Origin of the sequence: Cohnella sp. GCM10027633 (assembly GCF_042675445.1) — a bacterium.
GTDB lineage: Bacteria > Bacillota > Bacilli > Paenibacillales > Paenibacillaceae > Cohnella.
In genome coordinates this window covers 14,467-26,399 of record NZ_JBHTGV010000016.1, presented here as the reverse complement: position 1 = coordinate 26,399, position 11,933 = coordinate 14,467, and the positions used below count along the sequence as shown (strand labels likewise).

At 61.2% G+C, this 11,933-nt stretch carries 12 protein-coding genes; 9 read left to right on the top strand and 3 right to left on the bottom strand.

Annotated features, from left to right (window positions below):
• Nucleotides 1-8 precede the first annotated feature (8 nt).
• A complete protein-coding gene (sigJ, locus tag ACFQZG_RS24250; protein WP_378157291.1) occupies nucleotides 9-908 on the bottom strand; it encodes an RNA polymerase sigma factor SigJ in 900 nt (299 codons plus the stop codon).
• Entirely contained in the window at nucleotides 898-2,226 is a 1,329-nt protein-coding gene (locus ACFQZG_RS24245) for a phytoene desaturase family protein (RefSeq protein WP_378157289.1), read from the bottom strand. Before ACFQZG_RS24245 ends, sigJ begins: the two co-directional genes overlap by 11 nt.
• Before the next feature lie 202 nt (nucleotides 2,227-2,428).
• Between ACFQZG_RS24245 and ACFQZG_RS24240 the strand changes: the two genes are divergently transcribed.
• From ACFQZG_RS24240 to ACFQZG_RS24205, 8 genes are read left to right on the top strand one after another with little or no spacing between them, the layout of a single operon-like run.
• Nucleotides 2,429-2,800 (top strand): GntR family transcriptional regulator, encoded by a 372-nt coding sequence (locus ACFQZG_RS24240; protein ID WP_378157287.1) that lies wholly within the window; start codon nucleotides 2,429-2,431, stop codon nucleotides 2,798-2,800.
• A 3-nt stretch (nucleotides 2,801-2,803) separates the two neighbouring features.
• Entirely contained in the window at nucleotides 2,804-3,544 is a 741-nt protein-coding gene (locus ACFQZG_RS24235; protein WP_378157285.1) for an ABC transporter ATP-binding protein, read from the top strand.
• Nucleotides 3,544-4,287: an ABC transporter permease subunit gene (locus ACFQZG_RS24230; RefSeq protein ID WP_378157283.1), complete on the top strand. Its 744-nt coding sequence runs from the start codon at nucleotides 3,544-3,546 to the stop codon at nucleotides 4,285-4,287. Before ACFQZG_RS24235 ends, ACFQZG_RS24230 begins: the two co-directional genes overlap by 1 nt.
• Before the next feature lie 5 nt (nucleotides 4,288-4,292).
• On the top strand, nucleotides 4,293-5,387 hold the full coding sequence (locus tag ACFQZG_RS24225; protein WP_378157281.1) for a DUF4097 family beta strand repeat-containing protein: 1,095 nt from the start codon (nucleotides 4,293-4,295) through the stop codon (nucleotides 5,385-5,387).
• A complete protein-coding gene (locus ACFQZG_RS24220; protein WP_378157279.1) occupies nucleotides 5,384-6,310 on the top strand; it encodes an ABC transporter ATP-binding protein in 927 nt (308 codons plus the stop codon). Before ACFQZG_RS24225 ends, ACFQZG_RS24220 begins: the two co-directional genes overlap by 4 nt.
• Nucleotides 6,303-7,247 carry an ABC transporter permease gene (locus ACFQZG_RS24215; RefSeq protein WP_378157277.1) on the top strand — a complete coding sequence of 315 codons (945 nt, stop codon included), beginning with the start codon at nucleotides 6,303-6,305 and terminating at the stop codon, nucleotides 7,245-7,247. Before ACFQZG_RS24220 ends, ACFQZG_RS24215 begins: the two co-directional genes overlap by 8 nt.
• A gap of 37 nt (nucleotides 7,248-7,284) precedes the next feature.
• Entirely contained in the window at nucleotides 7,285-7,983 is a 699-nt protein-coding gene (locus tag ACFQZG_RS24210) for a YdeI/OmpD-associated family protein (RefSeq protein ID WP_378157275.1), read from the top strand.
• 19 nt (nucleotides 7,984-8,002) lie between these two features.
• Nucleotides 8,003-8,380 (top strand): MmcQ/YjbR family DNA-binding protein, encoded by a 378-nt coding sequence (locus tag ACFQZG_RS24205; RefSeq protein ID WP_378157273.1) that lies wholly within the window; start codon nucleotides 8,003-8,005, stop codon nucleotides 8,378-8,380.
• Between the two features lie 142 nt (nucleotides 8,381-8,522).
• On the opposite strand, the gene ACFQZG_RS24200 is transcribed toward ACFQZG_RS24205, so the two are convergent.
• Nucleotides 8,523-10,931, bottom strand: a complete 2,409-nt coding sequence (locus tag ACFQZG_RS24200; protein ID WP_378157271.1) for a glycoside hydrolase family 2 TIM barrel-domain containing protein — start codon at nucleotides 10,929-10,931, stop codon at nucleotides 8,523-8,525.
• Between the two features lie 143 nt (nucleotides 10,932-11,074).
• On the opposite strand from ACFQZG_RS24200, the gene ACFQZG_RS24195 reads away from it, so the two are divergent.
• A complete protein-coding gene (locus ACFQZG_RS24195) occupies nucleotides 11,075-11,926 on the top strand; it encodes an AraC family transcriptional regulator (RefSeq protein WP_378157402.1) in 852 nt (283 codons plus the stop codon).
• The last annotated feature ends 7 nt before the right edge of the window (nucleotides 11,927-11,933 follow it).

Sequence of the window (11,933 nt, the reverse complement as noted above, 5' to 3'; positions counted from 1 at the left end):
TGGTTGCGTTAACTATCGACAAGATCCAAGTGTCGCAGCTTATCCGGATTCCGAACGAGATAGAGCCGCTGAATGCGTCCGTCCGCGACTTCGACGCTGACGATCGTCGGGGGAGGGTTGCTCGGGCTGTCGAGCACGAAGCCCAGCTGCCCGTTAATCCGAACGAGCCGTACCGTTCCGACGCCGCCGTCCTTCGCCGCCAATCCGAGGATGAACGCAATGACGCGTTTGCTCGTCGAGATGGGATTGATTGCGGCCGACGCTTTGCCGCCGCCGTCGCTGTACAGCACGATATCGTCCGCGAGCATCGTCATCAAGCCATCCAGATTACCCGTCGCCGTCGCTTCCAAGAACCGCAGCACGAGCGCTTCGGACTCCGCGCGGGCGGGAACGTCCGCGGGCGGCTCCGCTTGAATTTTGCGCTTCAGCCGGCTGAAGATCTGGCGGCACCCGAGTTCCGTCTTGCCGAGGAACGAAGCGATGTCGCGGTAGTCGAATTCGAACGATTCGCGAAGGATGAACACGGCGCGCTCCACGGGCGTCAGCCGATCGAGCATGACGAGGAACGCGTACGAGATCGTATCCTCCAGCACGACCGTCTGGAGCGGGTCTTGCCCGTCGCCTTCGCCGTAAGGCTGCACGAGAGGTTCGGGAAGCCAAGGGCCGACGTACACTTCGCGCTTCTTGCGGGCGGACTTCAGGAAGTCGAGGCAACGATTGGTGACGATCTTGCATAGATACGCCTTCTCGTTGCGGATCGGACCGCCGTCGCCGTCGTTGTCCAGTTGTCGCGCCGTGACGAACGCGTCGTGCACCAAGTCTTCCGCGTCGGATACCGATCCGAGCATGCGGTAGGCGATGGACAGCAGCAGCGGCTTGTAGTCGCGGTACAAGGAATCAAGCTCCAAGGATTATCCCTTCTTTGTCCTGTTCTATACTCGCTATTATACATCGAGCCGCCTCTTTCGCGCTCGCCAGCGAAGCATGGAGCAGCATGCCTTCGGCGCCGACCCAGTCGCCGGCGACGAACAAGCCCGGCCGTCCCGCGACGACGGGGCCGGGGCGGCCCGCGAGACCGCCGCCGGCTGCGGTTACCACCGCATGCGAGACGGTCATCCGCGGCAGGAAGCGCTTCTGAACGACATGATCGCGCCAGCCCGGCTGTATGAGATCGAGGAAGCGCTCCAACTGCCGTTCGTCTTCCGCGGCATCCTCGCGCTCCGACGGCGGCGAATACTTCATGACGTGCACGACGGCTTGATTCGGATCGTCGCCGAACGTCGCGGTGGCGGAGTGGTTGGAGAAGTATAGCGGCTGGTCGGCGCCCAGGGCGAACTTCGTCTTCGGCTGCGGCAAGCCGTTCATGACGAGGTCGAGGCAAGCCGCTCGCACCGGAACGAGCCGTTCATAGAGCGCCGCTTCCTCCGGAGCCAGCGCGGGATTCAGCATCGACAGCGTCTCCGACGGTCCAGCGGTGGACAGCACTCGGCGCGTCGTCAGCTCCGTTCCGTCCTTGAGCGTGACGACCATTCGCGGCTCAGAGCCGGTAACGTCGCGGACCGGAGCGCCGACGCGGATCTCGGCGCCGGTTAGACGGGCTTGCTCCGCCAGACGGTCCGCGATCGTCTGCCAGCCGCCGTCGACGTACAGCACTTGGGCGATCTTGAGCTGGTCGATCGCGGCGCCGGCGCTGAGCAGCTCCGGCGCGTTGCAGTACGTCGCTACCCGCACGAGGCCGAGCAAGACGTTGCGAACGCGCGGACTCGGGATGTTCCGCTCGAGGTACTCGCGCATGCTTACGCCGTGCAACTCGGACGTATCGATCTTGCGGATGCCTCCGTAGAAGCGGATCACCTGCAGCTTCTCGCTCCACCGGAGATAGCCGCCGAGCAGCAGTTTCCCGAACGGCAGCGCGAGGAGCCGTTCTCCCGCGGCTCCGAACACGAACGAGCCGGCCGCCTTCGGGGACGCTCCGGACGGCATGACGCCGACTTCGCGCAGAATCGGGAGGGTGCTCTTATATAGGGCGTGCCCTCCCAAGTTCACCCGGGCGCTTGCCATATGCTGCGAGGCGGCTCTGCCTCCGAGGCTTGCGCCCTTCTCCAGCACGAGTACCTTCCGGCCGGCGCGCGCCAAGTAGACCGCTGCCGTTAACCCGGCGATGCCTGCCCCGATTACGACAACGTCCCAATTCGGTTCAACGTGATTCTGATTAGCGGAACTCATTCTCCATCATCCTCTCTTCTCGATTGCTTACATGACGATCCGCGCGATCGATCTGTGACACGACTCGCCAACGGCTTGGACGCACCCTATTTTCGCGCATGCTTCCGAACGAATGGGTTGACAATCTTACCAAAGCGCCATATTGTTTATAGTGCACTAGTCAAATAGTGCACTGGTTCACGGTCTAGAAGGAGGATCGGACGTGCAACTGAACTTTGACAGTCCCAAACCGATATATTTGCAAATGGTCGACGAGGTCAAGAAGGCGTTGGCCAGAGGCGAGCTGTCGCCCGGAGATAAAATTCCTTCGCTCAAGGAGAGGGCGCACATGTCCCAAGTAAATCCGAATACGGTGCAGCGGGCATACCAAGAGATGGAGCGCGAAGGGTTGACCGAGACGCTCCGCGGCCAAGGCACGTTCATCCGGAACGACCCGGCGCTGCTGCATACGATCCGAACGGAAATGGCGCAAGCGGCCGTACGGCAATTCGCGATGGAAATGCGCGAGCTCGGCATAGAGCCGGACGAAACCGAGCGCCTGCTGCGCAATCAACTATACGGGGAGGAGGGGTAGACGATGTCCGAAGCGACAGAAGCGTTCAACGTTGACGAAGAGCTGCAGCCGAACATGATCGAGCTGACGGGAATTCATAAGAAGTACTTGCTGAAGCACGCCTTGCGAGGCATCGACCTGCGGATTAAGCGGGGTACCATCGTCGGCTTGCTAGGACCGAACGGCAGCGGGAAGTCGACTTTGCTCAAGACGCTCGCCGGCTTGATCTATCCGACCTCCGGCACCATTCTCGTGAACGGCCGCGAGCCTGACGTGCGCAACAAGGCGCATATCGCTTATCTGCCCGAGATCGACAATCTGTACGGCTGGATGACGGTCAAGGAGACGCTCGGCTTCATCTCTGCGTTCTACGCGGATTGGGAGGAGGACAAAGCCGCGCAGATGCTGATCGCGATGGAGCTGGAAGAGAAGATGAAGGTACGGAACCTGTCGAAGGGGATGCGCGCCCGGCTGAAGCTGATCGCCGCGCTGTCGCGCAACGTGCCGCTCGTGCTCCTCGACGAGCCGTTCTCCGGCATCGACCCGGCCTCGCGGGGGAGAATCATCCGTTCCATCGTCAGCGAATTCCGCGCGGACGAGCAGACGATCGTGTTGTCGACCCACTCGGTGAAGGAGTCCGAACCGATGTTCGACGACGTGATTTTCCTCAAGGACGGGAAGGTCCGCGTGCACGATACGGCGGAGAACCTGCGCGCCGAGCACGGCTGCTCGCTCGAGAACTTATGGGAGAAGGTGTACGCGTAATGGCATTCCGCAAATTGTTCCTGAAGGAGCTGCGCGGCGCCTTGCCGCTCTACGCCGTGTTCTGCGGGGCGGTGCTGCTGCTGCACCTGTTCCTCTTATATAAGAACGACGACTGGGATCAAGCGTACATCTCGTCATTCAGCTTGCTCTTGCCCTACATCTTCGCGGGAACGATGGCGGTCGGTCTCGGGTATTACCAGCTGCACGCGGAATGGCGCACGAACACGGTGTATCTGCTGCTGTCGCTGCCCGTCCGCGGCTGGAAGGTGCTGGCGGCGAAGCTGTCGGCGACGATCGCGCTTCTCGCGGCGACGAGCTTGTGGATCGCCGCGAGCTACGCGGCGACGCTGCTGCCGACGAATTGGCGGGAAATGAACATGAACGACCAAGTGACGGAATCGTTTCCTTCGCTCTTGAACATGGCGGCGAACGCGCTGTGGATGTACTTGTTCTTCGTCGCTTTCTTCATCGTCGTCGTCCAGTTCGCCTTCCTCTGCGGGCAACTGGTCGCGAGATTCAAGTGGTTCGTCGTCTTCGTCTCCTTCTTCGCGGCGCTGTGGCTCGTCATTAAGCTGAATCCGCTGCTGTCGGACGCGCTGCGGTGGACGCCGGAGATGATGATCGGAGGCAACGAGCTCGAGAAGCTGTACATGCACTCCGGCCCGTTCATCGGACTCGCCTTGCTCGGGGCGGCGCTGGCTTGGCTGAACGGGTATATCTTCGAGAAGGAAGTGGAGGTGTGAAGCGGATGTTCCGGAAGAAAAAAACGCTGCTTCTCCTCCTCGTGGCCGCGCTGTTCTGCCTCATGATCGCCGAAATCTGGAAGGGCAAGGAAAAGCCGTTCGAGACATTCCTGAGGCCGTTCGTGAACGTGGAGAAGTCGGACAAGTACGCCCAGCGTCAGCGCGAGACGGTCGCGAAGACGGACAAGGAGCTTGCGATTCCGCGAGGGGACTTCTCCGAGGTGTCGCTGTCCGGTACGGGCGGACGCATCTCGGTCGGCCGATCGGCGGACGCCGAAGTCCGTTTGCGCTATACGATCGCCGCCCATGCCGCCGGCGAGGCGACGGCCGTCCGTAAGCGCGATGCGATCCGGGTGGAGCAAGCCGCCGAATCCGGCCGCCTGACGCTGAAGGCGACCGCGAACGGGAAACGCCCGGATTCCGACGACATCGTCATCGATTACGAGCTGCTCGTGCCGGACGGCATGAACGTCCGGATCGACAGCGAGAATGCGACGGTCCGCGTCGAAGGGACGGTCGGCGACGCGGCGGTCTCGGGAGTCGCCGAACTGGTGGAGATCGTCGGCGTTCAAGGCGACGTATCCGCGACGTCCGATTACGGCAACGTCTATATATCGGGCATAACCGGGAACGTTACGCTGGTCAACCTGGCGGCGGACGCGAACGTAACCGATATTCGCGGCAACGTCGCGATCGACAACGAATCCGGCCGGAACTTCGTCGGGCGCGTCGAGGGCAAGGTAAGCGGCGTAACGCACGGAGGGCCGGTCTACGCGCGGGAGATCGACGGATCGGTCGAGTTGGACAGCCGCAACGCCGATCTGCAGTTGGAGGACGTTCGCGGCGACGTTCGCGTCGAAGCCGTCAATGGCAAGACGACGTTGATCCTGCCCGCCGACGCGGGGTACGCATTGAACGCTTATACGAACGGCGGACGCTTCCGCACGACGCTGCCGATTCCGGTCGAGAGCGCGGGCAAGGGCGAATACGCGCTGCGCGGCATCGTCGGCGACGGCAAGTGGCGGGCGGAAGTGACGTCGCGTAGCGGCAACATCGTCATTTATACCAATGAAGAACATAACGGGAGGGTAACGCCATGAGCGAAGCGGTAGTAAGCTTACGCAACGTAACGAAGAGAATCGGCAAGAACACGATCATCGACGATCTGACGTTCGACGTGCCGAAAGGGGAAATTTTCGGCTTCCTGGGGCCGAACGGCGCCGGGAAGACGACGACGATCCGGATGATGGTCGGCCTGATGTCGATCACGAAGGGCGAAATTCTGATCAAGGGCAAGAATATCAAGACCGAGTTCGAGCAAGCGATCCGCCATGTCGGCGCGATCGTCGAGAATCCGGAGATGTACAAGTTCCTGAGCGGCTACCGCAACTTGGTCCATTACGCTCGCATGGTGCCCGGCGTGACGAAGGAGCGGATCGACGAAGTCATCAAGCTCGTGAAGCTGGACGACCGGATCCACGACAAGGTGAGGAAGTACTCGCTCGGCATGCGCCAGCGGCTCGGCGTCGCCCAGGCGATGCTGCACAAGCCGGACCTGCTCATTCTCGACGAACCGACGAACGGTCTCGATCCGGCGGGTATCCGCGAGCTTCGCGACTACTTGCGGTACTTGACCCGCGAGGAAGGCGTCACGGTTATCGTGTCGAGCCACTTGCTGACGGAGATGGAGCTCATGTGCGACCGGATCGCGATTCTGCAACGAGGCAAGCTGGTCGACGTGAAGGGAATCGGGGAATTCGTCGGCGGCGACGATAAGGCGCAGACTTACTTGATCGAAGCCTCGGCGGACGCGCTCGCGTTGGCGGACATCCGGGCGATGAACGGAGTAGAGGACGCGAAGGCGGTCGCGGCGGGATTCGAAGTCGTGACGAGCCGCGACCGGGTGCCGGAGATCTTATCCTACTTAATTAAGAACGACGTCGACGTATACGGCGCCCGCGCGGTGCGGCAATCGCTCGAAGACCGGTTCTTGGAAATGACGGGAGGCGAGAATATTGGTTAATCTGATCATTAACGAAAATATGAAGGTGTACCGCCGTTACCGTACGTGGGCGATGATCGGCTTCATGGTCGCGATCGTCATCTTGGCCAGTACGGTAGACTGGTACTACGATAACAAGGACGCGTCGGATACATCGTGGAAGGCGGAGCTAACGGAGCAGAACGCGCATTTCGAGAAGACGATCGCCAATCCGGAAGCGGACGAGGACAACAAAGAATGGGCGCAAGAGCAATATACGCTGAACGAGTACCGGCTCGCGCACGATATCGCTCCCGAAGCCGGGACGATGTGGGACGGCATCAACGGCGCGGCCACGCTCGTCATCCTCATCACGCTGTTCACGGTCATCATCGCGGGGGACAGCCTCGCCGGCGAATTCTCGACGGGGACGATCAAGCTGCTGCTCATCCGGCCGGCGAACCGGCTGAAGATCCTCATCGCCAAGTACGTGTCCATGCTCATGTTCGGCGCGCTGCTGCTCGTCGTGCTGTTCGTCTCTTCGATACTCGTCAACGGCATCCTCTATCAATTCGACTCCGCGGGCATGCCTTATCTGACCATCGATTCCGCCGGCATCGTCCACGAGCACAACATGGTCGCCAACCTGTGGAAGACGTACTTGCTGAACGGCGTGTCGACGATCATGTTCGTGACGCTGGCGTTCATGATCTCGTCCGCGTTCCGCAGCAGCGCGATGGCGATCGGCTTCGGCATCTTCCTGCTGTTCGCCGGGGCGATCGTCATGCAGTTCCTGCAGCCGTACGCTTGGGCGAAGTACATGTTGTTTGCTAATATAGATTTGACGCAGTACATCAGCGGTCAGCCTTATCAGGAAGGCATGACGCTCGGCTTCTCGATCGCGGTGCTGGTCGGCTACTATATCCTGTTCAATCTGGTCGCCTGGCTGGCGTTCACGAAGAGAGACGTGGCCGCTTAAGTCCGAGGGGGCGACCGAACCATCGGAGGCGTTCCTTGTGTCCAAGACGATCGTCGACAAGCTGAACTTGAACAAGCATGACCGAATCGCGGTGCTGAACCGGCCGGAGGGCGACGACGCGCTGGCCGGGTTGGCCGCTCACGATACGTCGCTCGAGGGCGGCGGTTACGATATGATTTTCGCGTATGCGCTCGATATGGAGGCGTTGAAGGAGCTCGTGACGGACGCGATCGGCCGCGAGCGGCTGTCCAAGGGCGGGTATCTCTATGCGGCGTATCCGAAAAAAGGCAACAAAGTCTACCCGACCTACATTCACCGGGACAGCTTGTTCGACGGATTGGGCGCTAACGAGGATGACGGTTATATCGGAACGAGCGACCTGAAGTTCGCGCGCATGGTCGGGCTGGACGACGTCTTCACGGTCGTCGGCTTCAAGCTCGACCCGCGGAAACGGGAGGCGACGGGTTCGGCTGCGGCTGCGACTTCGGCGAAGCCGAGCCAGCGGGTAGACGATTACGTCGCGCTCATCCCGAGCGTGGAGCAAGACTTGGCGGATGCACCGGATGCGTTGGCGTTATATGCGTCGCTGACTCCGGGTTACCGCAAGGATTGGGCACGCTACGTGTATAGCGCCGTACAGGAAGACACGCGGGAGAAGCGCCGCGCGGAGATGAAGGACATTCTCGGCGCGGGCTACAAGAGCGTGGATCTGTACCGGCGACGCGCGGAAGGGTAACGAAGCGGAGGTCGGAAGAATGCAGACGCGGGAAGGGATAGACATGCTGGAGCGGGTGCGCGGGATATGCGCCGGACTGCCGGAAGTCGAGGAAGTGGTCGACGGATTCGGCCATGACGTCTTCAAGGTTCGGGGCAAGACGTTCATCATGATGGGCGAGAACGACGGCGCGCCGGGTATCTCGTTCAAGTCCGACAAGGAGGAGCAGTCGCTCCTGATCCAGCAGGGCGGGTACGCGCGCACGCCGTACATCGGGCAGCACGGCTGGGTATCGCTCGACAAGGCGGCGACGCCCGATTGGGACGAGCTGCCCGGGTTGCTCCGGAGCGCGTACTTGCGCGCCGCGCCGAAGAAGCTCGTTAAGCAGGTGCTGGAGGAGTCGGGGAGCCAGCGATGAAGCGACTGACGTTCGAAGTCGTCGCGGACGGTAACATCGAGTCGTGAATGACTCGCGCCATAACGGCAATCGTTGCGGCTACGGATCAATAAAGAAACCGCGCCTTCCTCGTCTATTGACGAAGTAGGCGCGGTTTTGCTTTTTAGTCGGAATGCGCTGGTACAACCGAGATTTCCGCAGAGCACCCCGCCAATCCCGGCGCTTCCGCGCGAACGGTGATCTTTCCCGCCTCGGTCCGCGAGCGGACGAAGGCAAGGAGCTTGCCGTGGCGGGCGCGACGGACGGGCGAGCTGTACGGCTCGACGTCCTGCGCGTCGCCGTTCTCGAGCCCCATCAATTCTCCGGGGCCGTCGACGGTTACGCGGATCGGTTGATCGGCCGCGAAGACGAGCCGACCGGCTTCGTCGACGATATCGATCTCGACGTGCGCCCAATCCTCTCCGCTGGCGAGCAGCTCGACACGATCGGCGCGTAACTCAAGCTTCTTGGGCTGCGACGCCGTATGTAGCTCATGCGAACGGAAGACGCCGTCGCCGTTGCTAGCGACGACCCGTACGGTGCCTTCCTCGAAGTCCGCTTCCCAGACGAGATAGCCTAGCTGCGAAACGGCCAATCTCTTCGCGCCGAGCGATCGCCCGTTCACGAACAGCTCCGCTTCCTCGCAGTTCGTGTAACAGATGACCGCAAGCCGTTCGCCCGCGTTCCAGTTCCAATGGGCATCCCCGCCGCCCCATCGTCCCTTGCCCGAGAGCCCCGGATCGTCGGCCTTCGCCGCGGCGAGGAACGCCGTCGGTTCCGCGCTCCACAAGCTCTTGCGGAAGTAGTAGCTGGACTTCTTGAAGCCCGCGAGATCGAGGAATCCGGCTTGCGAAGCCCGCACCGGCCAGCCGTGCGCCTCGCCCAAGTAGTCGATGCCGGTCCAGATGAACTGGGCGCAGATCGCGTCGTTGTCCCGAACCGCGAGCCAGGCTTCGAGGCTTGCGCCGTTCTCGCTGCCGTACGTGACCCGGTCCGGATACTTCTCGCGCGCTTCGGCGTACAGATGCTCCTTGTAGTTGTAGCCGATAACGTCGAGAGCATCCGTGTAACCGATTAAGTTGGATAGCTCCGGGAACGCGATCGCCGCGGTGACGGGCCGCGTCGGATCGCACTCCTTCACGTAGCTCGCAAGCTGCTTCGCGATCGTCGCGAGCCGTTCCGCGTTCGGCTTGTTCGGGTCGTACTCGCGCTCGGCCGCGGGCTTATTGGCGTCATTGTTGCCCGTCATCGTCCGGAAATACGGATGGCAGTAAGGATCGTTCGGATAGTCGACCTCGTTGCCGATGCTCCACAGAATGATGGACGGATGGTTGCGGTCCCGCAGGACCATCTCCTTGATGTCCGCCTCGCCCCACTGCGGGAAATCCTCGTAGTAGCCGTAATGCTTCGGCGGATATACGTTATGTCCGGTCGACCACTTGTTCTTGACGCCCTCCCATTCGTCGAACGCCTCGTCCATGACGAGGAAACCCATCCGGTCGCACAGATCGAGCAAGTTCGTCGCGGGCGGATTATGGCTCATTCGGATCGCGTTGCAGCCCATTTCTTTCAACGCCTCGAGCCTCCGTACCCATACGTGCTCCGGAACGGCGGCGCCGAGCGCTCCCGCGTCGTGGTGGACGCATACGCCTTTGATTTTCATATTCGCGCCGTTCAGGCAGAAGCCCTTATGCGCGTCGAAGGAGAACGAGCGAATGCCGACGGGCGTCGTAACGTCGTCGAGCAGCTCGCCGTCCTTCAGCACCTTCGTCGACAACGCGTACAGATAAGGGGTGTCCGGCGACCACAGCTTCGGTTCGTCGACCGTCAGCGCATGATCCGAGGCCGCCGCTTCGGCGCCGCCCGTTAAGTCGCGCTCCTCCTCGGTCGCGGCGACGATGCGTCCGTCATGATCCCGCAGCGTATGGCGAATCGTGACGCGCTCGTCCTGCGCCGTGCAATTGGACAGTCTGACGCTCAGCGCTACGGTTGCGCGTTCCGGCGACACGTCCGGCGTCGTGACGAACACGCCGTATCGCTCGATATGGATCGGATCCGTAATCGTGAGGTACGCGTTGCGGTAGATGCCGGAGCCGGTAAACCACCGCGAGTCCGCGATATCCTTGTGATCGACTTTCACGGCGACGACATAATTGTCGGTATCCCCAAACGACGCGAAGTCGGTGATGTCGTACGAGAACGTGCTGTATCCGTAAGGGCGCTTACCCTGATAATAGCTGTTACACCATACTTGCGCGTTGTTGTACACGCCCTCGAAGGTAATCGAGACGCGCTTGCCCCGCAGCTTAGAAGGCAACGCGAAGCGGTAGCGGTACCAGCCCGTTCCGCCCGGCAAATACCCCGTCCCGCTGGAATGCGCTTCGGAGAACGGCTCCTCGACGGACCAGTCGTGCGGGAGCGTCACGCCGCGCCAATCGGCGTCGTCATAACCTTTGTACCAGGCGCGAGGCTCGTCGCCGCGATGAAACTTCCAATTCAGATGGATGTTCCGAATGATTCTTCCTGTCGCCATCCTCTTGCTCCCTTCGCCGCTTGGGCATTCACGAAATTGCGGATTGTTCGCCTTCATTATAAGATGACGAGTAGGGAGTTAGAATGAATCAACTTGCTATCGACATGCACAAAATTGCTATCGGGGTGACGAATGTGATCAGTATGTCCGGCAATGCGCATCGCGATTGGATCGAAGCGGGAGTCGACGATACGGGCAGCGCCCTGGTCGTCAATTGCTGCGGTTATCAGAAGCTGGAGACGCGGGATCTCGTCCGGAACCGGGAGAAGGGCAGACTGGATTACCAGTTGATCTACGTCGTCGGAGGGAAGGGGACTTTTCGGTTCGGGGGCAAGAGCGCGGAAGCAACGGAGGTGCCGGACGGCAACATCGTGCTGTATTCTCCGGGAGAGCCGCAGCATTACAGCTATCGCTCCGCGAATGGGACGGAGGCTTACTGGGTTCATTTTACGGGTAGTGCCGCACGGGATTATGTCTCGGAGCTCGGACAGGTCGGATCGCCCGTCCGCGCGGTCGGCATCATGGATGAGGCGGTCGACTTGTTCAAGAGTATCATTCGCGAGTTGAACGTGGGCGAACCGCTGAGCGGGACGATGGCGTCCGCCTATCTGCTCCAGCTGCTGGCGCTGTTCGGCCGGAGGCTTCGGAACGCGGAAGCGCACCGGAAGGCGGAGCCCCATGCCGACATTCATCGGATTATCGCGATCATGCACGAGAAGTACAATCGCCGGCTTGTCGTCGGAGAGCTTGCCCAGGCGTGCAATCTGAGCTTGTTCCGGTTCATTCATAAGTTCAAGGCCGTCACCGGCAAGACGCCGGTCCAATACGTGACGGGCATCCGCATTAACGAGGCCAAGCGAATGCTCGCGGAAACGTCGCTCCACGTCAAAGAAGTCGCAGCCATCGTCGGCTACGACAACCCGCTCTACTTCAGCAGAGTGTTCGGCCAGGCGACGGGCATGCCGCCTAGCCGTTATAAGGATCAGTTCTCATAGGGCGCGA